Origin of the sequence: Terriglobus albidus, from assembly GCF_025685425.1 — a bacterium.
GTDB lineage: Bacteria > Acidobacteriota > Terriglobia > Terriglobales > Acidobacteriaceae > Terriglobus > Terriglobus albidus.
In genome coordinates this window covers 1-23,564 of the sequence record NZ_JAGTAS010000051.1, presented here as the reverse complement: position 1 = coordinate 23,564, position 23,564 = coordinate 1, and the positions used below count along the sequence as shown (strand labels likewise).

Genomic DNA, 23,564 nt, shown 5'->3' with positions numbered 1-23,564 from the left:
CCCGACTTTTCTTGCACTCGATAGACCGTGGGCCGAAAGCCCACGGCTCCCACCGATTCGAGCGTCGCTCCAATGCCCATGTCCCCGAGGGACATGGGCACCCGGCGTATGGTGCCTAATTCTTCGGGATCTCGCTGGCTGGGACTTTCATATAACGAATGGTGAGGCGGTGCCAGGTGTAGGTGATCTGCAGGTCCCCGTTTGAGTCCACGATCATCGCGGGGTAGCTGTACTGGGATGGTCCCTGTTCCAGTACCTTGAACATCCGGAAGTGTTCGCCGTCTGTACTGACAGCCAGATTGATGGGTGACCTGCGGTTATAGCTATGGTTGTAGATCAACACGATACGGCCGTCGTTCAGGCGTACGGCGTCGATGCCCGAGCTGGGATTTGGGAGATCAATATAGCGCGCCTGTGTCCAGGTCACACCGTTGTCAATCGAATCGGCGACTGCGATCCTGGACGCCTGGCTGTGACTGCGGGCATACAGTCGGAGATGCTTCTTCCCCATGTCCACGATCGCGGGCTGAATGATGCCGATGTTGGTAGATGGCGGCGGATAGAGCTTTTCATCGGCGCCGTTGACGCCTTCTCCCTTGGCGACATTGCCAAGCGCCTGGGCTGCCTTCGACTCTGCACTCGGAAGATCCAGCGAATCCGGAACGGTAATGGGGCCGATCTTCGCCCAGGTTTTGCCGTTGTCGGTGGAGCGCTCAATCCACGCAGCCCAGCCCGCGGCGCTCTCAATCGAGCTGCCGGCAACGATGGTTCCATCGGCCAGGATGAGGGGCTTGGCACGTACCGGGCCGATCAGGCCGGCAGGCAGCTTCTCTATCTTCGACCAGGTCTTGCCTTCATCGTTGCTGGACATACGGGCTGCCGCCCATTCCGCCGGCGCTTTGCCGTATTTGTAATAAAGCCAGAGAACGCCATCCTTCGTATGGAAGAGCACCGGGTTCCAGCAGGGCGTATTCGGCTCGCGAGCCAGCTCGACGGGTTTGGACCAACCGGAAGCGTTGCGGACTGCTCCCCAGATGGCAACGTCGTTCGCACCCTCTCTGGTTCCCCCGAACCACGCCGCCATAAGAGTGTGATCCTTCAATTCCACGATGGTCGAGGCATGGCTCTCAGGAAAGCTGGTCGAGCCTGGCTGAAAGATGAATTCGCTGACACCTTGGGCAATGGCTGGAAGGAACGAGGCGACAAGAACGGCAGCGGAAAGCAGATGGCGCAGACGCAAGGCAGGTGGACCTCCGCGTATCAGGATACAGTCGGAAGGCCTACGTGTTCACTATCATTTGTCGACAAATGATCGGCAAATTGGACGCAGTTGCGTCCGTTCACTTTCGCGCGATAAAGAGCGCTGTCGGCACGGCCCAGAGGGAACTCCACATCGCCGCTCCATCCCAGACTGTCCATGGTGAATGCCCCGGCGCTGATGGTGATGTGCAGCGGGCCGGCCGAGGTCTCAATCGGCTTCGACCGCACGGCATTCAGTATGTCGCTGGAACGGTGATGAAGCTGTTCGCTTCCGCAGCCGCCCAGAACCAGAACAAACTCCTCGCCGCCGTAGCGGCCCACTCCGTCAAATGGACGGACGGCCTGTTTGAGGCGCTCGGCAAGTTCGCGAAGGACCTGATCGCCTACCAGGTGGCCATAGACGTCGTTCACCTGTTTGAAATGGTCGACATCGCAAAGAAGGATAGAGAGCGGCGTGCGCTCGCGCCGGCAGCGGGCCATTTCAACTTTCATGAGGTTCAAGACTGCCCCACGGTTCAGCAAGCCGGTCAGGGCATCGTGCGTGGCACGTATGCGCATCTCTTCCCGGGCTTCGACGAGTTTGTCCTCGAGCGTAAGAATCCGCAGACCGGTGCGCAGGCGGGCCTTTAGTTCTTCCGGGTTGCATGGTTTTATGAGGTAATCATCCGCGCCCGCTTCCAGACCCTGAATAACATCGGTGCGGTTCTGACGCGAGGTAAGCAGGGTCAGGTAGACATACGACGCTTCCTGGCGGGCGCGAATCTGACGGCAGACCTCGGGGCCGTCGAAGCCGGGCATCATCCAGTCCAGAAGTGCCATGCGAGGTCCATCTTTCTGTGTGAGGGCATCGAGCGCACCGCGGCCATCGGCTACGGTCATCACCTCGTAGCCGCTCTGTGTCAGAATCTTTTCCATCAGGCGACGCGATACCGCGTCGTCATCAGCGACCAGAATTCTCAACGTGCTGCCTCCTGGCACATTCCTTCGAGCGCAATCTCTACACGTGGCAGCTCGGCTTCAAGTTGATCGGTCATTACCGTTGCGCGCGCCATGTCTCCTGCTCCGCCGGCGGTTTCGATGCCGGACGCAAAGTGATAAGCCTGCATCGCGGAAAGGTTACCAAGCGCGCTCTTGAGGGCGTGCCCGGTACGCTTTACCTCTTCACGATCGCTCAGGGCGAGAGCGCTTCTGACGGCGGCGAGCTGGCCCGGCCATGTATCACGGAAGATGGCCAGAAGTTCGGCCAGAAAGGCACGATCATTATCGATACGTTCCATCAGCTCATCTTCATGCACAGAGGCTGGAGACACGCTCGACGCACCGTCCTCTGTTTCGACATCACGGGCGGAGAAAAAATTATCCAGAACTTCATCGAGCTCCTGCTGGCGTAACGGCTTGGAGAGATAGCTGTCCATGCCGGCCTCAAGACAGCGCTCTTTGTCGCCCTTCATAACAAGCGCGGTCATGGCGATGACGGTCTGATGTGCGCCGGTTCCGTCCTCACGCCGGCGAAGCTCGCGGGTCGCCTCCAGGCCATCCATCTCAGGCATCTGTACGTCCATCAGCACCAGGTCGAACTTCCTATGGCTCAGAGTTGTCAGGGCTTCGCGGCCGTTACCGACAACTACAACCCGATGACCGCGCTTCTGCAGCAGACGTGTCGCCAGCATCTGGTTAACCTGGTTGTCCTCCGCCAGCAGGATATCCAGACTGCGGGCGGGATCCAGCTCTTCCAGCAGCGAAGTGCGGGTAATCACCTGTGTCTCCTTTCCGCGGATACCATCATGTAACACGCGCGCGATGGCGGCGCGCAACTCGCTCTGGCGAATGGGCTTCAACAGATACGCCGAGATGCCGAGTTGTTCGCAACGAACTGCGTCGCCTTTCTGCCCGCCGGAGCTCAACATCATGATGGTGGCTGCGTGGCCGGGGTCCAACTGCAGCCGTTGCGCAAGGTCAAAACCGTCCATTTTCGGCATATGCATATCGGTCAGCAGAAGCTCATAGGGACGCTGGTTCCGGTTCGCTTCCTCGATCAAGCGCAGCGCCTCTTCGCCGCTGGCAGCGGAGTGCGGCTGCATGCCCCACCGCAGCAGCATTCCTTCCAGAATGCGGCGGTTGGTGCGGTTGTCGTCGACGACGAGAGTGCGGGCTGGAGGCAGCCGATCGTCTGTGACAGGGACGGCGGGCGCCTGCGGAAGGTCTTTCGCCAGACGCAGCACAATGCGGAAGTGGAACCTGGAGCCCATCCCCGCTTCGCTCTCAACCCACATATCGCCACCCATCATGCGGGTAAGGCGGCGTGAGATCGTCAGGCCAAGGCCGGTGCCGCCGTACTCTCGCGTGGTGGAGGTATCCGCCTGGGTAAAGCTCTCGAAGATGGCCTGCTGTTTCTCAGGAGCAATTCCAATGCCGGTATCCGTAACGGTGAAGTGCAGGCGGACATGGTCCTCATCCGCACCGAGAGCCTCAACGTGGAGTGAGACTTCGCCCTCATGGGTGAACTTGACGGCGTTGCCGAGAAGGTTAATCAGGATCTGCCGCAGTCTGCCAGGGTCGCCATGGACGCTTTCAGGAGCGTTGGCATCCACATCGCACAGCAGTTCGAGGCCCTTTTCGTCGGCACGGAGAGCGAGCGTCTTGAGAGCGCCTTCCATGCATTCACGCAGATCGAAGTCGATCTCTTCCAGGTCGACCTTGCCTGCTTCGATCTTCGAGAAATCGAGAATGTCGTTGATGACGTGCAGAAGGGCATCGGCGGAGAGTTTGACCGTCTCAAGATATTCGCGTTGTTCGCCGGTGAGCTCCGTCTCGAGCGCGAGTTCGGTCATACCGATGACGCCGTTCAGCGGAGTACGGATCTCGTGACTCATGTTGGCGAGGAACTCACTCTTGGCGCGGTTGGCAGCCTCTGCCTGTGCCTTGGCGGCTTCGCGTTCCCGCTCGACCTGCTTTCTCTCGGTATCGTCGCGAACAAAAGCTGCAACCAGCTTCGAGTCGCCCCATGTGATCTCTGAGAGCGTCATCTCGGCCGGAAAGATATGTCCATCGCGATGACGGGCGCTTACTTCGAGGCGCGCCTGGATACCGCGTTGCTCCCGTTCGGCCAGAAGTTCGCGCAAAGCTCCGGTCCTGTGGTCGTCGTGAACGATGAGATCGCCGATGGTCTTGCCCAGTGCTTCTTCGCGGGTCCAACCGAAGGTGCGCTGTGCCTGTTCGTTCCAGTCGGTAATCGTTTCGTTCGGATCAATCTCGAGGAAAGCATCGAATGCAGATTCGACGATCAGACGATATCGTTGTTCGCTGCTCTGCAGCTGCAACGCTTGCTGGGCAAACCGGCGGTCTACGGTTGCGGTCAGGAAGACCAGGCCAAGCAGCAAGACGGCAGTCAGGGTAATGGTCAGTACCCCGAGATCGGAGATGTTGATGGCATGACGGAGATCAACCTCTCTCATGGGGATGGGCATAAATCTGGCAGCCGCCATGCCGGTGTAGTGCATGACCGGAATAGCCCCGCCCATGACAATAGCAGTGAGAACCTTGCGCCATCTCCAGCCGCTGGCCGTGGCGCCGCGAAAAAAGTAGCCCATACAGATGGCGACACAGGCGATGACGATTGCGATGACAACGGAAAGCGCGAGCAGACCCAGGTGATAGTGGCACATGGCCGGCATACGCATGGCCTCCATGCCGATGTAATGCATGGAGGCGATGCCGCTTCCCATCAGAGCGCTGCCGATGGCAACGCGCAGTACGCCGATCTTGTCCCTGCTGACGATGAAGAGTGCGATCCACGAGGCAACAACCGCAGCCGTCCAGGAAAGCGTGACCAGGGGCCAGTCATACAGCACTCTGAAGGGCAGGGTGAAGGCCAGCATACCGATGTAGTGCATGGCCCAGATGCCGGTTCCCATGGCGATGGCGCCGCCCAGAAGCCAGATCTGGCGTACTGTGCCCCGTGAAGAGCTGACACGTCCGGAGAGATCTAATGCGGCCCCGGCGGAGAGAATCGCGATAAATACAGAGAGGACGACCAGACTCGGGTCATAGTGACCGGATACAACTGCCGACATATTCATTTGGGGATGTTTCCTCTTACACCTCTCCCGCACGTTGAAAACAGCAGGACTCTCAACTAACTAAAACAACCGCCCGCGGGGCAGACGCTGGCGAGGGGAGGGGGTTGCGATTCCCATGCTATATGCAGCTGTGCTTCTTCGGGGAACCATTCGAAGGGACTTCTCTGCATCCATTCCCAACACGGCACTCGTCCGGGTGATCCGGAGAGGCCTGGCGGAAATCTATCAGTCCGCCTGCGGAGATCGGGACGGATAGCAAGTGAAATCTCACGTTGACGATAATTTTGCTTGCTGTAAGGCACCGGGCGTACGTAGCCTCAAGGGTAATTCTTCACCTGAGCTATGCACCGTCGCGTTGTTCCTGCCCTGCTTTTGTCTATTGCGACACTTTGGAGCCATGCCCAAAGCCCGTCGACCTGCACCGGCCTCTGCCTGCAGCAGGTGACCTGTCCGTCCGGACAGACAACCTCCATCAGCGGGAAGATCTATGCCCCCAACGGCACCGATCCCCTGCCGAATGTGACGGTGTATATCCCCAACGCGCCGGTCGACCCCTTTACCGCAGGTGTCTCGTGTCCCGTGGTGGGCACGCCGCCCTCCGGGTCTCCACTGGTGGGAACCGTGTCGGATGTGGATGGCTCGTTCACGTTGACGAATGTTCCCGTCGGCGCGAACCTCCCTCTGGTCATCGTCTCCGGACGCTGGCGCCGTCAGTTGACGGTGCCGGGCACAACGGCATGCGCCGACACCAGCTTTGACGCAAGCATGCCCAAAGATCACACGGAAGGCGATATTCCGAAGATCGCCATCGTGACTGGCGCTGCTGACTCCGTAGAGTGTGTTCTGCGGAAGGTAGGAATTAAGGATTCGGAGTTTACGGATCCGTCCGGGGCTGGACATATTAACTTCTATTCGGCCAGCGTGAACCCTGGAGCCCGTGCCAGTACCGCCACTCCCAATGAGACGGCGCTCGACGTCAGTTCTTCCACCTTAAACGCCTATGACGTACTGATGTTGCCTTGTCAAGGAACGAATCTCAATACCAGAAATTCAGCCCAGCTGGCTGCTTTCCAGAACTTCGTCAATTCGGGCGGGCGTGTGTATGCAAGCCACTACAGCTATGTGTGGATGTATCACAATCCACCTTTTGACGGCGTGGTGAACTGGAGTCTTGGCCACTATCCACCGGCCGACAACGGCACGGCCACCGTAAACCAGACCTTCGGCGGGGGGCAGACGCTGGCCCAATGGTTACAGCTTGTAGGCGCGTCCACGACGCTGGGGCAGATGAATATCTCCACCCTGAGGTTTGACTTTACGACCGTAAATCCACCCACCAAGACATGGTTGACCCTGAATAATACGGCCCTTAGCAATCCGGTGATGCAGTTTACCTTCGATACACCGATCAGCAGCAGCAATCAGTGTGGCCGTGTGCTGTTTGATGAGTATCACGTCGAGAATCCGACGATCCCGAATCAGAATGTGATCTTCCCGAACGAGTGTCCTAACACTCCAATGACACCGCAGGAGAAGCTGCTGGAGTATTCACTGTTTTCGCTGACCAGCGATGGAGGGTCCCCGACGCTCGATCCATCCTCGTATGACTTCGGCGACGAACCGGTCGGCTTTACCAGCGCTACGAAGTACTTCACGTGGACCAATAATTCCAGCTTTAACAGCACAGTGACCTCTGCAACCGTGACCGGTGATTTCGCCGCCAATCCGATCAACTGCACCAATGTCGCCTCCGGGGCTTCCTGCCAGATCGCCGTGACCTTTACGCCAACTGTCCTCGGCGCTGCTACGGGAACGTTGTCGGTGAAGTCCAGCGGTAAGGCATTGTCGGCCACACTGACCGGCACAGGCGTGCCGGGCCTGACCTCTGCGCCCACGTCGCTGACCTTTGGCAGCCTGGACGTCGGCGCCTCGGCAACACAGGCCATCACGATTACGAACCTCGCTTCGGGAGCCATTCCGACTCCAGCGTTTGCCGTGACCGGTGATTTTGCCGCAACCTCCAACTGCGGTACTTCGATTCCGGGGGGAGCAAGCTGCCTGGTCACGATTACCTTTCGTCCCACCGGGACGGGGAGCCGTACCGGCACATGGGCTTCCGCGTCGACGGCTCCTGTTTACTCCGGGCTGACTGCGGCACTAAGCGGCACGGGCGTGGATTTTACGCTGTCGCTGGCTCCGGCCAGCGGTTCGACCATCGCGGGGATCGATAGCTCCACGGTTGCGACGGTGACCCCAATGGGTGGATTTGCCAATCCCGTTACGTTGAGTTGCACGGATTCGGTGACTGGTTCGACCTGCAGCTCATCGAAAGCAACGTTTATCCCAACCGCCGCAACGACAGCGCAGCTCACGATTAAGACGACATCGCACTATCAGGTCATTGGATATGGCGGTTTTGGCGGAGGCAGGTATCTCTGGCTTGTTGGGTTTGGGTCAGGACTGCTGCTTCTGGTCTGCCGCCGCCGCGCGGGACAGGTTGTACGGGTTTCGTTGATGCTGGTTGTACTGGCGACGCTCAGTTTGGGAGCGGCCGGTTGTAGCGGAAAAGCGCCTGCGGCGAATGCCACCTATACCGCTCCGGGAGACTATAGCTATACCGTGACCGTGACGGATGGCTTCCTGACCCATACGGCAACTTACAGTCTGCACGTTAGTGCTAAGTAAGTAGCGGGCCGAGTGAATAGATATCGACGAATTATTCACTGAATAGACCGTGGAACATGGCTGAAACCGGATGGAAGCAGCCGGGTCCCCGGCCAGCTTTGCTGGCTGGGGTGGTCAGCGGGCTTCAGCCCGCTGATAAAGCGGTAAAGTAAATGGGCTTTATAGCCCTGGGCGTTCTCTGTCTAACAAGAAAAAGGCCCAGGGCTGAAGCCCATTTACTTGTTGAACCGCTAGACCGTGGGCTGAAAGTCCACGGCTCTCACCTATTCGTGCTTCGCTCGAACAACCCATGTCCCTAAGGGGACATGAGGCACCCAAAGCATGGGTGCACGAACTTCTATTGCAGCTCCGCCTGCGACGGAGCCGCCTTTGCTTCAATCATTGCAGTGCTATCGGTGAGTCCCATACTTGTGGCGGTCAGTTTGATGGCTCCTGCTTTTCTGGAAGTGCGAATTACCACCAGGGCGCGGCCCTGGTACAGCTTTCTCCGTTCAGCGTGATAGGAGTCCGCGTCCTGTCCGTCTCCGTTTCCGACAGCCGCGATCGTCCCGGGGCCGCTGATAGAGAACTCGACTTCCTGTTCTGCGCGGGGTTGGAAACGGCCCTGATCGTCCACCGCTTCTACGGTCACAAACGAGAGATCTTCGCCGTCGGCCTGCAGTACGGTCCGGTCTGCCGTGAGCCGCAGCTTCGTCGCATTGCCCGCCGTAGTAAGGATGCTTTGGGCGACCTCGCGGCCGCCCCGCACGCCCACCGCTTTCAATGTGCCCGGGGCATAGGGTACGGAGAAGACAGCCTTGAACTCCTGCTCGCGGCCTGTCGGTTTTTCTCCGATCAGTTTGTCGTTCAGGTACAGCCGCACCTTCTCCGCGCCGGAGTAGACCTCGACCTGCATCTCCTTGCCGTCCTGGCCCGGCCAGCTCCATGTGGGAAGTGTGGGATAGGTGGCCCACATGATGGCGATGATCTTTTTGCCTTCCGGTTCGGGCAGGCGGACGGTAGCGTAGACATGATCGCCGCCGTTCCAAAGGATGTCGCGATAGTAGGACTGCGGCTTGCGGAAGCCGGTCAGGTCAAGATCGCCGCAGACCGCGGCGTGCCATGGGTATGGGTGGAAGAACAGCTCCATAGCCGCCTTTGCCATTGGGTCGGAGGAACCTCCTTTGGCCATCTCGGCCATCACGTCCACACCCTTCGCCATTCCGGCGAAGAGTTGATCGACCATGCCGGTATTCGCCATCATGTTCCCCGCCTGGTCTGCCGCCTTGGCCTGCTCCGTTGTCCCATACTGCCATGCGCCGATGCCGGATTCGCCAAGGTAGTCCATGGCCGTCCATGTGAGGTCACCGAGAACGTAGGGATTGTCGTGCGTGATCGCCCATAGCGGAAAAGCCTTCGCCGGCCACGACTCAGTGGTCAGCATCAGGCGTGAAGGCAATCGCTCATGGTCCTTGGCATAGGTAGGGATCAGGTTGTAGTTGTAGCCGGTGATGTCGAGCTGTGAGAAGACAGCCTGTGCCGTGGGCATGGTGGTTGTTCCGGGAAATGCAAGCGTAAGCGGCCGGGTGTTATCGAGCGCCCGTACCTGCTCCGCAAGCTGTTTGGCGAGCGGAGCGCCTCGATCCACTTCGAGCTCGGGAATCTCATTGCCGATGCCCCAGATCACGATCGAGGGATGATTGCGGTCACGAAGCACCATCGATGAGATGTCCCGCTTCCACCACTCATCGAAGTTGCTGCCATAGTCGAACTTGACCTTGTGCGCCTGCCACACGTCGAACGGCTCATCCAGCACCAGGAGGCCGAGACGATCGCACGCATCGAGAAACGCAGGCGAGGGAGGGTTGTGGGCGGTGCGCACCGCGTTCATGCCCGCAGCCTTCATGAGTTGAACCCTGCGTTCCTCGGCACGATCGAAGGCTGCCGCACCCAGCGGCCCGTTGTCATGATGCACGCTGCCACCGGTGAGCTTGATGGATTTACCGTTCAGCAGCAGGCCCTTCTCTGCCGACCATGTGAGGGAGCGGATGCCGAAAGAGGTCGTGACCTGATCGACGATCTTGCCGTCCTTGCGAATCGTGGAGATGGCCCGGTACAGCGCGGGTGTCTCGGGCGTCCATAAGCCGGGGTTGGCGACGGCAATCTCCTGCGCTGTCTCGTCTTCTTGCCCGGAGGCAAGGTTCAGGTTGGAGTGGCCTGTGCCAACGGTTTTGTTGGCTTTGTCGAGCAATATGGTCTCGACGGTGACTCCGGCGGCGGACGATTCATTCGCGACGCGCGTTTTGATGGAGACTTTGGCAGAGGTGGCCGAGACCTCCGGTGTCGTGACGAAGACACCCCAGTGCGCCACATGCGTCAAGTCGGTCACGATGACGTGAACATGCCGGTAGATGCCCGATCCGCTGTACCAGCGGCTGTTCGGCTCCGCCGAGTTGTCGACTCGCACGGCCAGCACGTTTGTGCCAGAGAGCTTGAGATCGGGCGTGAGATCAAAGGTGAAGGAGGTGTAGCCGTAGGGATGTGTTCCCAGCTTATGGCCGTTCAGGTACACCGTGGCATCGCGGTAGACACCGTCGAACTGAACTGTCACGCGTTTGCCGCTCCATTCGCGAGGCGCGGTGAAGGTCTTGCGATACCAGCCGATGCCGTTGGGAAAGAAGCCGCCGCCTGTACCGCTGGGGTTGTCCTTGTTTGGCCTGCTCTCGATGCTCCAGTCATGGGGCAGATCGACGGTGCGCCAGGACGAATCGGCAAAGGAGGGGTTCTCTGCGCCGGCGGCATCGCCGAGCTGGAACTTCCAGCCTGCATCGGCAGCGAGATCCTGACGCGGTGTCTTTGAAGTTACAGCGGCTGCCGCGGGAACGAGGACAGCAAGTATGGCGGCGAGACCGATCTGGCGGCAGGACAGGCGATTCATGATGACCTCTTTCTGGCGGTGCGTTTCCGTGTATTCGAGGACTTTATGGTTGAGGCTTCCGGGGCCCGTAGACCGAGCAGGAGAATACGCAGGGTCTCGCGAAACAGTCGATCGACCGGTTGCCCGTACTCGACCTCGACTTTTCTGCCGAGCGAAGCCAGTCTGCGCTGCGCTCCGATGACTGCGTTCATCACCGCGTGCATCGTCAGCTCCGGATCGAGGTCGGCGCGCAGGGAGCCGTCGGCGATCCCGCTACGAATGAGATCCGTGAAGAACCGGAATGGCTGGGGATCGATCTGCGACTCAAGAGTGAGCAGCCGTTCCACCGGCCAGTCATGCGCATATCTGGCATCGAACTCCGCCAGAAAGCGAACCGCTGCCTGGTTGCCGGAGAGCTCGTCGGCCATGAACTCCAGAAACGCAGTGATGACGGCGAGTGCATTGGGCGCGCCTTCGATGCGCTGCTTTACCCGCGTAGCCGTCGCTGCCAGCAATTCGCTGATGAGCTCCCAAGCGATGTCGTCCTTGCTGGAGAAGTACTGATACATGGTCGAAGGCTGCAGACCGCTGGACAGTGTGATCTCGGCCATGGTGACCCGTTCGATGCCTTGCTCAATAAACAGGGACTGTGCCGCATCCAGAATCCGGCGGCGCTGACGCTCGCGATGAGCGTGGTAGGTGCGGGCTTTTGCCTTCTTCTGCATCGTCTGTCGAATACCTTAAATTCGAAATGGTATTTCGAATTTGAGGTAGGGATACGAATTTATAAGAGAAGGATAAAAAGAGGCAAGCAGAACTTTCCAGTCGGTGTTTGTTGTAGGAGCGTTCGCAGTTCCCATTGGCATGCCCCGCATGGCACGGGTTTGCGGACTTTATGGCGAAGTACGTTGCTCCGCATCTATAAAATTTGCGCTGCTGACAGGATGGTGTCAGCAGGATGGCGGTAGGCTCATCTTCGTTGTGTAAAAGGAGAATGAGCCGATGACGACAAAGAGTCTGTTGCTGGAAGCATTGAAGCGCGAAGAGGCTTCAACGCGCAAGACATTGGAGCGCGTGCCTGAGGGGAAGAATGACTGGGCTCCGCATGAGAAGTCGATGAAGCTGGGGTACCTGGCGTCACTGGTGGCGTCGATGCCGGGGTGGATCGACATGATGGTTAATCAGCCTGGGATTGATTACGCACCAGTCGATCCGGCACAGAGGCCGAAGCCGTTCGTGTGGACGAAGAACGCGGAGCTGGTGACGCTTTTCGACGAGAGCATGAAGAAGGCCGTGGCGGCGCTCGAAGGGACGACGGACGAGCACTTAATGACGAACTGGCAGCTGAAGGCGCACGGCCAGTTGATTACCGAGGAGCCCCGCTACATCAATATTTTGAGTGGCATGTTGATGCACTGGGCGCATCATCGTGGCCAACTGACGGTGTATCTGCGGCTGAATGAAGCGGCGGTGCCGGCGATCTATGGGCCTTCGGCGGATGAAAGGTTTTAGCGGCATCGACGCAGGTTGCGGAGATGGTGAGGGCGCGTAGGAAATTGACTGCTCCTCGACTACTGAATCTGGACGCCGGCCGATGGGGGCTTGAGCGTGCTCGGGCAACTGCTCGTGCTATTGAGGCGGACCGTCGTGCGTTGCGGTTGCTTGTAGGCGCAATGTTCGGCGAGGTGGAACTACGGAAGCGGGCGGCTGACGTTGCGCGCCGCGTTACGGAGAACGACGCCAAAGCGCTATGGCCGTTTGCCGATGAGCTTGCCGGGCTGCTGGCTGAAGTGCCGATGGAGGAATCTAGGACGCGATGGCATCTGGGTCTCGTCGTGGCACGCACGGCGCATACGCGCGAGCAGAGGCTCCGTGCGGCGAGGCTGATGGAACTGCTTTTCGAGGAGGAGAGCAATGTGACGCGCTGCTCGGCCGTAGAGGGGATTGGATTGCTGGCGGATGAAGAACGGTCGCTGCGCGCGATTGCTGAGGAGATGATTGAACGAGCTCTGCGTGAAGGTACGCCCGCGATGAAAGCGCGCGCCAGGCATGCGAAGCGCCGACTGGAGAAGGCGGGGTGGAGGGAGCATGGGCCTTCAGGCCCGTGAAACGACCGGTTCCATGGAAGGGCTTTAGAGCATTTTTCCCTGTAGGTGTAACCCAGAGCATCCACATCTATGGGCGTTTTCCGCAATGAAAACGCCGCTGCACTCCTTTTCCGGGATACCCAACAACAGGGAAAATGCTCTAGGTGTAGAGTAGGCTTCCGCATCTATGGATGTTTTTCCGCAACCAAAACGCCGCTTCACACTCCTTCCGGAATACCCATCCAAAACCTATTCGAGGACCAAACCTATTCGAGCTGCCGCTCGAACACATCCCACCCATGGCTTCGCCATGGATGGGCACCCAGGATGGTGACTCGCACTTAGATCTTGATGAAGATCCGCTTCCGGTAGAGCGCCAGCATGGGCAGATAGCAGACGCCGACAAACAGAAGGGCATAAGCCAGCGCGGCGATATAGAGGTTCGGGAAGACCAGAGTCAGCGGATGGAAGAGCCACTGTTGGACGGTCCGGTGGCTGGGCAGGCGGATGGCATCCAGGGTGCCGGCGAAGAACTCGGAGAAGGCGTACACCGCCAGGGAGTTGGTGCCGAAGACCAATGCCGGTTCGATGAAGCGCTTTTTCCCCGGGCGAAGGTCGATGATCCGGAAGAAAAGCCACAGGACCAGCAGGCTGAGACCGGCGTTGAAGAGCACGAACGAGCTGGTCCAAAGTCGCTTGTTCAGCGGGAACCAGATGCTCCACAGGCCGCTCAGTGTCAGAAGGGAGACAGAGGCGGTCAGCAGGCCGCGCGCCGTGGCGGAGGTAACTCCGTGGCGGGTGATCCAGATGCCGGTCAGAACTCCGAGCAGGGCGGTGGCGAGCGAGGGAACGGAGCTGAGCAGGCCCTCCGGGTCATAGAAGCCTATGCGGTAAAGATGGCTGGCCGGCAATAGGTGGCGATCCAGCCATGCCGGGAAGTTGCCGACCGGATCGAGGAACGGCACATCGACGCCCGGCATGCCGAAGCCGGGTACGGGAACCCAGCGCAGCAGGATCCAATATCCGAGCAGGATCGAGACGGTCACGACGACCAGCGTCCTTGGTTTCGCCTTGAGGTAGAGGAGGGTGGCAACGAAGAAGCAGATGGCGATCCGTTGCAGCACACCGAAGACCCGGAAGGTGTGCCAGGTGTAGTGGGGGAAGGAGCTTACGGCCAGCCCGATGGCAAACAGGACCAGCGTACGCTTCGCAGCCTGCAGGATGATGGTCGATGACGGGACGCCCTTTCGCAGTTTGCCGCGGAGGGAGAAGACGATGGAGATGCCCACCATGAACAAAAAGCAGGGAAAGACGACGTCGGCCAGGGTGCAGCCGTTCCAGGCGGCATGGGAGAGGAAGGGGAAGGTATGAGCTCCGTCACCGCTGGTGTTCACCATGATCATCAGGGCGATAGTGAGTCCGCGCAGGACATCGAGGGAGGTGAGCCGGGGGGAGGAGGAGGGCGCCTGGCCTTCGTTGCTGACTTCGGGACGGGGTATCGAGGAGGAAAGCGTCATCCGTAACTCTTCCGACAGGGTTCTGTAACGGACCATGCCGTGCAATGTACACAAAGCGTCGCCAGCATCCGTCAATCTCGTTACAATGTATCTGTCGCCTCCTGCCTTTGGCCAAACGCTTTCACGGATGTCCGCTGATTTCACAGTGAATTGCGAGTGAAGAAGGCATTGAGGGGAGTAGGTATGTCTACCGCGAAGCCTGTTGCCGACCCTCCATCGATAGAACAGCAGCGGCTTCTTGTCTCCCGTATCCTCTCTTCGGCGCTCTTTCGCAAGTCGCGCAAGCTCGCGACCTTCCTCCAGTTCATCTGCGAGCAGCAGCAGATGGGTAAGGCTGACTCGATCAACGAGCAGCGTATCGGTACGGAGGTCTTCGGCCGGAACGAGGGCTACCACATGGGAGAGGACTCCATCGTCCGCTCCCAGGCACGCTTCCTGCGGATTCGCCTGCAGGAGTACTTCGCGACTGAGGGTAAGGACGAGCCCATCATCCTGACGATTCCCAAGGGAAGCTATGTGCCCGAGTTTCACTATCGGGAGCTTGCCCCAGGAGCGGTACAGGAGACGGTTAGCATTTCAGTCCCCCTGGTTCCTTCTTCGACCGACCATCCCCCGTCACCCGTCGGCAATGGGGATTCGGCGGACGTTCCCTCGAAGAAATCGCATTTCTGGGTGTATGTCGCGGCGAGTGTCGGCGTAGTCGTGTGTCTGGCACTGGGCATCGGCTGGTGGCTACGGGGAGAGGAGCATCGGCACACCGGAGTTCCGGTGGAGGTACGCTTCTGGGCCAGCATCTTCGATTCGAACCGGACGACCATTCTTGTTCCGGCCGATAGCAGCCTGGTGCTCATGGATGAGCTTATCGGCAACGAGATTACGTTGTCGGACTACATGAACCGGAAGTACCGCAGCACAGTTCCCCCGCCGGAAACGAGCCGGATCTGGAACCAGTTGCTGACGAGTCAATATACGAACGTGGTGGACCTGAGGTTGGTCTCTGCCCTGGAGCGTCTGCCAGAGGTTGACCACAGCAAGACGCAGGTTCGTTTTGCGCGGGATGTCAGCGTAAGCGAGCTAAAACAGAACAACGTCGTCTTAATTGGCAGTACACGTGCGAACCCATGGGTCGATCTCTTCTCCTCCGCCGGGCGCTTCCGTGTGGGCTACGATTCGAAAACCCATACCAACCTGGTGGAGAACCGCAATCCCGGAAAGGGTGAGCAGGCACGTTACGATGAGGCCGCCGACAGCGCCGACCACCTGGCCTATGGCGTGATCTCCTACCTTCCGAGCCTGGATGGGGAAAGCTCTTCGCTTCTGATTGGTGGAACCAGCAAGGCCGGGACAGAAACAGCCGCGGAGTTTCTTCTGAGTCCCCGGTTTATTACCTTCCTTCACACGCTGGATAAGGGTGGAGCGTTGCCTCACTTTGAGATCCTGCTTTCGGCGCAGAATCTGAACGGTAATTCCTATCAGCGCAGTGTCGTCTGCTATCACGTTCTGTAGAAAAGCGAGTGTCCTGTCTCTAAAGGTTCGCGGCATGAATCGTGAAGAGTTTTTGCCGCCGCCGAAACTCAGCTCCTTCGCCGCGTTCAGCGATGACTACATCGATGACGAGACCTTCTGAGAGTGGACAAAACTTGGTCGCTCCGGTCTGTTCGCGCTACGCGCGAATGTCGTGCTTAAGGAGACGGCTTTCAGTCGTCCCGTAGCAGGGGCTGAAAGGGGTGGCTTCAGCCGCTGAGGTCAGATTCATCCACTTGAAGCTTCCTTCTTGTCACTCCCAGCGTAAGCGGAATCTGTTTCGACCAAATACATAGCCTCCTCAGGGGCTGAAGCCGCGATCTTTCGTCAGCGAGGTATGGGACGGCTGGAAGCCGCCCCTTTAAGCAAGACGATTCGCACCTTCGGTCCGAATCGTTGCGCTGCGCGCAGGAGATTTAGAGGCGGGAGAAATACAAAGAAGCTTCAAGCCTGCTTTTTCAGCTCTCCGATGAAAACGGTGCTTTCCTGAACTTCACGTGGAACGTAAGCACTTTAAATTGACTGGCTTGCGGTGGTATTCACGGTGAAACCGGGCTATCACAGTTAAATACTTTGCCAATCATTTTTGCACCTTCGATACTCCCGACACTCGTCTGCTGTAGTTTGCGGCAGACATGGAGGCCGTAATAAATGAACGAAAGAAAGATAAATCCAATTAAGCGGATTCTCGGACGCAAGGCACTCGCCCCGTTGAGTCTGTGTTTTGTGTTGAGTCTGGCATTTCTGAGTGGAGAGCGTTTGCTTGCGCAAGGTATTACCGGAACGATCGCCGGAAACGTAACAGACGCTACCGGAGCCACCATCACCCAGGCAACCGTAACCATTACGCAGACAGAGACCAACACTGTCCGCAAAGTTACCACCTCTGATACTGGAAGCTTCACCGTCACCCAGCTTCCTCCGGGGCATTACACCGTTCAGGTGGACCACGCGGGATTCCAGACCTTCCGTCAGGTAGGAATCACGCTGGTGATCGACCAGACGATTCAGCTCAATCCTGTTCTTCCCAACGGTGAGGTCACGCAGACGGTCGAGGTGACCGGCGCCGGCAACACCATCCAGACGCAGGACTCTTCGATCGGAACTGTGGTGGAGAGCCAGGCGATTCAGAACACGCCGCTCAATGGCCGCCTTGGCCTGATGGGCCTGATCTCGCTTGCGCCTGGTATTCAGGGTGTGGGAGCGCAGGATCAGCTTGCGACCCGAGGTATTACCTTTGCAGCCGGCACCGGCTCTCGTAGCTCCTACGGTGGACTCACCTCCACTCTGGACGGCGTTACCAATCAGGAGGTGACGCTGCAGCGCGCCGAACCTGAGGTACCGTCGCTCGATGCCATCTCACAGTTCAAGGTGCTCTCCAATGGTGCGCCTGCCGAGTTCGGCCAGCCCGCTGCTCTGATTGTTGTTTCGGCCAGCGGAACCAACCAGTTCCATGGCGGCGCGCTCGAGTACAACCGTTCCAAGGGCATGGGCGCCAAGGCGTACTTCAGCGGAGCGAATCCGCGGCCGCCGTACCAGCGCAATGAGTTCGGCGCCAACCTCTCGGGCCCGATCCTGATTCCTCATGTTTATAACGGCCGCAACAAGAGCTTCTTCTTCGTGGCCTATGAGGGCTTTCGCCTGACGCAGTCGTACGCTGACAACACGCAGCAGCCGACGGCGCTGATGCGGCAGGGTATCTTCACGGAGTTCTCCGGCAACATCACGAACCCATCGACCGGAACGGCCTTTGCCAACAAGACCATTCCGACGGCGAATCAGAATGCTGTTTCTCTGAAGCTGCTGAGCCTTCTCTATCCGAATCCGACGACTTCCGGTACGGGCGTCAATACTTACGAGCAGGTGCAGACGACCTCTACCGCGAGCCGCGTTTCGGTTCGGCTCGATCATCAGCTCACCGCCAACGATCAGCTCCGCTTCACCTTCCTGCGCGCCTTCTACGGCCCCAGCCCGACGAACGGTACGACCAGCCTGCAGGGCGGTAACGCACAGGACGGCGAGCACAACATGAATATCATCCTGGGATGGACGCACGTGTTCTCTCCCAATCTGCTGCTCGATACTTATGGTTCGTTCTTCCATCTACCGATCTATCGCACGCCGCAGAACTATAAGACCGACTTCTCCAGCATTATTCCTGGACTGGGAACCGGTCTGATTCAGGGTGCTCCGCAGATCACGATCACGAACATCGCGAATGTTGGGGAGTCCGGATCGAAGGACCTGGAGCAGGTTGGCCAGATCGGAACGTCGCTGACCAAGATCGCGGGAAATCACACCATTAAGACCGGTTTCTCGTATCTGTATGACAACCACTGGAACATCTCCGCGACCAGTCCGCAGCGCGGCTCGTTCCGTTTCACGGGCCAGTACTCCGGCAACGCCTTTGCGGACTTCCTGCTGGGCTATCCGGTAACGGCAGTCAAGCCGGTGCCGAACGACTATGTGAAGCGCGATATCTCCGCCCAGTACGCGGCTTATATCCAGGACGACTGGAAGATCCTGCGCAACCTCACTATCAATGCCGGCCTGCGTTATGACCTGCAGTTGTTCAGCGACAACCTCTATCGCAACACCGCTCTTTATATTCCTAACCTGAAGCAGGTGGTGGTCTTCGGCAATTCGTATCCGTCGGCGGCGATTCCCAGCTTCCTGAGCTCTATTCCGATCACGCTATCGAGCACCGCCAATCTGCCCAACAATGTCTTCAGCTATCTAGGGCAGAACAAGAAGAACTTCGCTCCGCGTCTTGGTTTTGCGTATGAGGTAAAGCCGAACACGGTACTGCGCGGCGCCTTCGGTATCTACTACAACCTGCTGCCGGCTTCCTATGTCACCACGGCGCCGTTCGCTAACCTGCCATTCTCGGGCTCGCAGACCTTCAACAACTCTTCGGGTTCCACGCCGTCGTTCTCAATGTCGAATGCGTTCTCCGGAACCGGAAGCTTTGCGGCCAATCCCTCGGTACTGGCGCAGGCCTCAACGACGACGCCTTACACCGAGCAATACAACCTCGCGCTGGAGCATCAGTTCGCCGGCAACTGGACGGTCCGCGTTGGCTACGCGGGGCAGCACAACCTGAAGCAGAACAACTATGGCGGATCGGGTAACTACGCTCCGAATATTAACCTTCCGTCGAAGCCGGTGTTGATCAAGAACGGTTCGGTGACGGCGCAGAGCCTGAACCTGGTACAGCCGTTCTCGACCATCAGCTTGAACATGGCTCCTATCTTCCACAGCACGATGAACGCGCTGCAGGTCGGCGCTCATCGTCAGTATCACAACGGCGTCTCCTTCGGCGCTGAGTATCAGTGGACGCGCGTGATCGGTACGGAGAATCTGCAGAATCCATCCGGTGCGACGCCGAACGACTCCTACGGCAACGTCGGCGGTATTACGCCGCAGGCGCTGACGGTCAACTACTCCTACCTGCTGCCGTTCGGCAAAGGGAAGGCGTTCCTGGGAACGGCCGGCAATGTCGTGGATAAGATCGTGAGCGGATGGCAGGTCTCCGGCATCTCGGTCTTCCAGACGGGCCAGCCCTTCTCGGTCACCTATACGGCTCCGGGCTCCTACACCGATGGCAACGGCAACAAGTGGACGAATCTGGTCAGCGGCCGTGCCAGCCGGGTTGCAGGCGCCTCTCTGTATCCCACAACGAAAAACAAAACACAGTGGTTCAATCCAGCGGCCTTTACTGCACCGACGGATGCAAACGGCATTCCCGGTGGAGCTTACGGTAACTCCGGCTATAACATGCTGCGGGGACCCCGGTATCAGAACTGGGATATCAATCTGCAGAAGAACATCGTCTTCAAGGAGCGGTATCGCGTGCAATTGCGTGCCGATTCTTTCAATGTCTTCAACCATCCCAACTTTGGAACTCCCAACGCGAACATCAGCAACACGTCCACGATTGGGTCCATTACATCCACGAGCAGCACGCCCACGTACCAACAGCGTACGGTGGAGTTCGCGGCTAAATTCAACTTCTAAAAAACAAATTAGAGGTTGAGTTCTTACCGGGCGGTGTTCTCTTATGAGGACATCGCCCGTACGAATGCATGGAGGTGTTTGTGGTGCGCAAGCTTATCGCAGTGATGGCGCTTTGTGGAGCAACGTCGTTTCTCTATGGGCAGGACCAACCACCACATGCCCGGCATGTCTCTCCCGTTTCTCTCAATCGAAATACCGGTGAGCTCTTCCAGGAGTCGATGCATTGGAATGAGTACTTCTATGACCCGGCAGTCTCTCTCGTTAAGAGTCCGTCCGGAGGTGCTACGCACGGAACTCAGGGCGAGGGCCGCAGATACATGGTTCGCGAGTCGAGCTGGTACGCCTTAGGTCTGCTCTTTCGTGACCAGCCCGGCGACCGCGAACGCGCCGCAAAGATCCTGGATGCCGTGCTGAAGCAGCAGTACACCGATCCGAATGTCCCCTGGTACGGGACTTATAAGCGAACTCCCGCGGAGCCGATGCCGCCCAGCAAGAGCGAGCTGTGGCGTGACTATGACCCGAACTGGCGTGTCTTTATCGGGACGACCTTTGCGATGATCCTGATTGAGTATCCGGATCGTATCCCCGCTGAGTTGCGGCAACGGATGTATAAAGCGATCGATCTGGCCATCGACGGCGAGATGCGTGAGGGGCGGCTAATTCCGGCGTATACCAATATCGCGCTGATGTATGGCTTCCTCTGGGATTTCGCAGCCATTCACGATCACAACGCGGCGTGGAAGAAGAAGTCAGTTGCCTGGAACGAAGCGGTGTATCGTCTGTTCGAGAAGTACGGAACCTTTCCGGAGTACAACTCACCGACCTACAGCGGTGTCGATATCTATGGCCTGGCGCTGTGGCGCGATTATGGCTCCTCAGCACATATGCGTGAGATGGGCGGGGCGATGGAAGCCAGTTTGTGGCGTGAGCTTGCCAACTACTATCAGCCTGACCTGAGAAACCTGAGCGGTCCCTTCGATCGCGCCTACGGCATGGATATGACGCATTACGTCAGCGTAGTGGGTGTGTGGATGAGGACTGTTCTCGATGCCGCTACCGCTCCCCTGCCGCCGATCTCCGCGACGACCGATCACCTGGCGGATATCTGGTTTGCTTCGCATATCGCCATTCTGGGAACGGCGATCCCATCGGATGCGCTGGCAAAGATGCAGCATTTCGCTGGATCCCATGCCATTCGCCAGAACATCAGCGGGGAGCGGACCGCGACGGCGTGGATCGGTGATCGAGTGCTCGTCGGCGGAGAGCTGACCTCGAAGACGAAGGACGCTGGTGGGCCGAGTTCACAGTTCCATCCCGCGACGGTTCACTGGCGTACACCCGCCGGTGAGATTGGATGGGTGCAACTGGTGGCGTGCCCGCTGGTCGATGCCAGCGCCGACGAGAACGGCCTGGATATCGACACGAAAGGCGCCATTCGTCTGCGGGTTCATGTGGCCGGTCTGAAGAAGGGGCAGCTCAAAAATCAGCTCAAGGATCAGCTCAAGGCCGAGGCTTGGAAACTGCCGGGTTTACAAGTAGGTATCGTGACGGATGCTTCCGGGTTTAGTATCGACGACGGAGCAGATTCGGTGGATCTGGTCTATTCCGGTTTGAGCCACCTGAGACTCAATATCAAGCCAGTGGAATGATGCCGAAAGCAGAGCCCGTACCGGCATCGTCGCCGGTCTTCCTGTGCCGTTGACTGTGCAGGAGTTCTGTACAGATTGTTGGAAGGAACCAAACGAATGCCCTTGATGCGAACCGCGAAAGCCATCCTTACCGATATTCATTTCCTGATCCCGTTGATCGTTCTTTGCCTTGGGATCATTCTGCTGATTCAACTTCACTAATTGAGAAAAGTATTATGCCGATGGCATCTCTCGACAAACCACATGCTCTGGAAGAAGCCAGCCGTCTGCATTGGGCTGGTGTGATCTGCGGTCTTAGTGCCGGCGTCTGGCTGGGCGCGGCGGAGGCTCCGACGAAACTCGTCAACGCCGGACTGTCACCGTTTGCGGTGTCGCTCTGCATGGTCTCGGGCGTCTTTGCCGCGCGATGGACCGTTCCCACGCTGCTGAAAGGCACAAGCCAGGTCACCAAGGACCTGATGCGGAAGAAGTACCTGATCCTCTGGGCGCTGCTCGCCGGCATGCTGTGGGCTGTTGCCAACACGCTGACGGTCTTTGCCATCCGCGATGTGGGACTGACGATCGCCTTTCCTCTCTGGAATACGAACTCACTGATCGGTCTCCTTTGGGGACGCCTGCTCTTTGGAGAGCTGAATAACGCCAGCCGGTCGAACATTCTTAAGGTGGTGGTGGGCACCATCGCTATCGTCTCGGCGGCGACGCTGCTTGGCTTCAGCACCATGCATGGCGATAACGGGCACGGCCATCGCGCTGTGCAGGGTATCCTGGCGGCGCTCGGAGCCAGCCTGCTGTGGGGAACGATGTATATCCCTTACCGCAAGGCATACATCAGCGGCATGAATCCGCTGTCATTCGTCACGGCGTTTACCTTCGGTGAGCTGGGCACAGTCTTTGCGCTGGTATGGTACTTCGATGGCGGAGCGCAGGCGCCGATCTTCCATAAGGAAGGCTTGAGCCACCTGCTCTTTTGGCTCTTCCTCGGCGGCTTCGTCTGGGTGATCGGCGATATCTTCCAGCAGTTCGCGACCAAGTATCTGGGCATTGGCCGCGGCATTCCCCTCTCCAACACGAACCAGTTGTGGGGCCTGGCCTGGGGAGCATTGGTCTTTGGCGAGTTGGCGAACGCCACCTCCGGCCAGCGGGTGATGGTCATTACCGGGTCGTTGATCATGATCGGCGGAGCCATTGCGATCAGCAGCGCGGTCGCGACGCAGCGCGAGCATATCTCGATGAACGATGCCCTGCAACGCGAGTGCGACCGCTACAATCTCGACATCTCTGAGGTGCTGCGAGATTATGCCACTCCGGAGATTGATCGCACGACGCCGCGAAAGTGGTGGGACTACGCGATCATCGCTGCTGCGGTGAGTGTCTTCATTTATCTCGGATGGAAGGCCAGAGTGCCGCAGCTTGCAATGAACCTGGAGTGGACCGGGATCTTGGTATGTCTGCTGATCGCATCCGCAGTCGCGGGCCTGGTTGCACTGCGTAGGTTGTCGAAGACGTGAAGGAAACGGGTCCCTAGTGAATGTTCGCTGGGGACCCGAAGTTTCCGCCTTGGCGATCGACCCCGTTTCGCACCGCAGGTGCGAATGCTTTGTTTAAGGGCACGGCTTCAGCCGTGCCGAAGAAGGCCTCGTGACGAGAGCGGCTTCAGCCGCTGAGGTCACATCAAAGTTCAATATTCTCCCGCATTTTTCTTTTGTCATTTCGTAGCGAAGCGGAGAAATCTGATTGGAATCAAAATCTAAGTGCAACATCTCTAAGTTTGGGGGTGTTGGATGGGTTGCAGCTACAGTCAGCTGGATGATTTTGAACGAGTAACGATTCAGATCCAGTTGCAGCTTGGG

At 58.4% G+C, this 23,564-nt stretch carries 14 protein-coding genes; 7 read left to right on the top strand and 7 right to left on the bottom strand.

Features of this window, described 5'->3' with window-relative positions; translation table 11 throughout:
• Positions 1–115 precede the first annotated feature (115 nt).
• From OHL21_RS10515 to OHL21_RS10505, 3 genes are read right to left on the bottom strand one after another with little or no spacing between them, the layout of a single operon-like run.
• Entirely contained in the window at positions 116–1,240 is a 1,125-nt protein-coding gene (locus OHL21_RS10515; RefSeq protein WP_263417226.1) for a sialidase family protein, read from the bottom strand.
• Between the two features lie 20 nt (positions 1,241–1,260).
• The gene (locus OHL21_RS10510) at positions 1,261–2,220 is read right to left on the bottom strand and encodes a GGDEF domain-containing response regulator (RefSeq protein WP_263417225.1); all 960 of its coding nucleotides are present in this window, start codon (positions 2,218–2,220) and stop codon (positions 1,261–1,263) included.
• Entirely contained in the window at positions 2,217–5,339 is a 3,123-nt protein-coding gene (locus OHL21_RS10505; protein WP_263417224.1) for a response regulator, read from the bottom strand. The genes OHL21_RS10510 and OHL21_RS10505 overlap by 4 nt, the downstream gene beginning before the upstream one ends.
• A 342-nt stretch (positions 5,340–5,681) precedes the next feature.
• On the opposite strand from OHL21_RS10505, the gene OHL21_RS10500 reads away from it, so the two are divergent.
• Positions 5,682–8,024 (top strand): choice-of-anchor D domain-containing protein, encoded by a 2,343-nt coding sequence (locus tag OHL21_RS10500; protein WP_263417223.1) that lies wholly within the window; start codon positions 5,682–5,684, stop codon positions 8,022–8,024.
• A gap of 337 nt (positions 8,025–8,361) precedes the next feature.
• Here the strand turns inward: OHL21_RS10500 and OHL21_RS10495 are convergent, their stop codons facing one another.
• Both OHL21_RS10495 and OHL21_RS10490 read right to left on the bottom strand, forming a co-directional pair.
• Entirely contained in the window at positions 8,362–10,941 is a 2,580-nt protein-coding gene (locus OHL21_RS10495; protein WP_263417222.1) for a sugar-binding domain-containing protein, read from the bottom strand.
• Complete coding sequence (locus OHL21_RS10490) at positions 10,938–11,645, bottom strand: TetR/AcrR family transcriptional regulator (protein ID WP_263417221.1); 708 nt, start codon at positions 11,643–11,645, stop codon at positions 10,938–10,940. Before OHL21_RS10490 ends, OHL21_RS10495 begins: the two co-directional genes overlap by 4 nt.
• A gap of 277 nt (positions 11,646–11,922) precedes the next feature.
• On the opposite strand from OHL21_RS10490, the gene OHL21_RS10485 reads away from it, so the two are divergent.
• Together OHL21_RS10485 and OHL21_RS10480 are read left to right on the top strand one after the other, a co-directional pair.
• Entirely contained in the window at positions 11,923–12,432 is a 510-nt protein-coding gene (locus tag OHL21_RS10485) for a DinB family protein (RefSeq protein WP_263417220.1), read from the top strand.
• A 44-nt stretch (positions 12,433–12,476) separates the two neighbouring features.
• Positions 12,477–13,028, top strand: a complete 552-nt coding sequence (locus OHL21_RS10480) for a hypothetical protein (RefSeq protein ID WP_263417219.1) — start codon at positions 12,477–12,479, stop codon at positions 13,026–13,028.
• A gap of 320 nt (positions 13,029–13,348) precedes the next feature.
• Here OHL21_RS10480 and OHL21_RS10475 read toward each other — a convergent pair whose 3' ends face one another.
• A complete protein-coding gene (locus OHL21_RS10475; protein WP_263417218.1) occupies positions 13,349–14,524 on the bottom strand; it encodes an acyltransferase family protein in 1,176 nt (391 codons plus the stop codon).
• A 183-nt stretch (positions 14,525–14,707) separates the two neighbouring features.
• Here OHL21_RS10475 and OHL21_RS10470 point away from each other — a divergent pair, with 183 nt between their 5' ends.
• From OHL21_RS10470 to OHL21_RS10455, 4 genes are all read left to right on the top strand, one after another.
• On the top strand, positions 14,708–16,030 hold the full coding sequence (locus OHL21_RS10470) for a hypothetical protein (protein WP_263417217.1): 1,323 nt from the start codon (positions 14,708–14,710) through the stop codon (positions 16,028–16,030).
• 669 nt (positions 16,031–16,699) lie between these two features.
• The gene (locus OHL21_RS10465) at positions 16,700–20,065 is read left to right on the top strand and encodes a TonB-dependent receptor (RefSeq protein WP_263417216.1); all 3,366 of its coding nucleotides are present in this window, start codon (positions 16,700–16,702) and stop codon (positions 20,063–20,065) included.
• Positions 20,066–20,148: 83 nt separating this feature from the next.
• The gene (locus OHL21_RS10460; RefSeq protein ID WP_263417215.1) at positions 20,149–21,714 is read left to right on the top strand and encodes a hypothetical protein; all 1,566 of its coding nucleotides are present in this window, start codon (positions 20,149–20,151) and stop codon (positions 21,712–21,714) included.
• 215 nt (positions 21,715–21,929) lie between these two features.
• On the top strand, positions 21,930–23,222 hold the full coding sequence (locus OHL21_RS10455) for a GRP family sugar transporter (protein WP_263417214.1): 1,293 nt from the start codon (positions 21,930–21,932) through the stop codon (positions 23,220–23,222).
• A gap of 93 nt (positions 23,223–23,315) precedes the next feature.
• Here OHL21_RS10455 and OHL21_RS10450 read toward each other — a convergent pair.
• Positions 23,316–23,564 (bottom strand): hypothetical protein (locus OHL21_RS10450; RefSeq protein WP_263417213.1); only part of this gene is annotated, 249 nt, incomplete at its 5' end.

What these genes read in the sequence shown, in the direction of transcription:
- OHL21_RS10490 (WP_263417221.1), bottom strand. Translation starts at nt 11,645, where the DNA reads ATGCAGAAGAAGGCAAAAGCCCGCACCTACCACGCTCATCGCGAGCGT.
- OHL21_RS10455 (WP_263417214.1), top strand. Translation starts at nt 21,930, where the DNA reads ATGCCGATGGCATCTCTCGACAAACCACATGCTCTGGAAGAAGCCAGC.
- OHL21_RS10465 (WP_263417216.1), top strand. Translation starts at nt 16,700, where the DNA reads ATGAACGAAAGAAAGATAAATCCAATTAAGCGGATTCTCGGACGCAAG.
- OHL21_RS10475 (WP_263417218.1), bottom strand. Translation starts at nt 14,524, where the DNA reads ATGACGCTTTCCTCCTCGATACCCCGTCCCGAAGTCAGCAACGAAGGC.
- OHL21_RS10495 (WP_263417222.1), bottom strand. Translation starts at nt 10,941, where the DNA reads ATGAATCGCCTGTCCTGCCGCCAGATCGGTCTCGCCGCCATACTTGCT.
- OHL21_RS10505 (WP_263417224.1), bottom strand. Translation starts at nt 5,339, where the DNA reads ATGAATATGTCGGCAGTTGTATCCGGTCACTATGACCCGAGTCTGGTC.
- OHL21_RS10500 (WP_263417223.1), top strand. Translation starts at nt 5,682, where the DNA reads ATGCACCGTCGCGTTGTTCCTGCCCTGCTTTTGTCTATTGCGACACTT.
- OHL21_RS10485 (WP_263417220.1), top strand. Translation starts at nt 11,923, where the DNA reads ATGACGACAAAGAGTCTGTTGCTGGAAGCATTGAAGCGCGAAGAGGCT.
- OHL21_RS10470 (WP_263417217.1), top strand. Translation starts at nt 14,708, where the DNA reads ATGTCTACCGCGAAGCCTGTTGCCGACCCTCCATCGATAGAACAGCAG.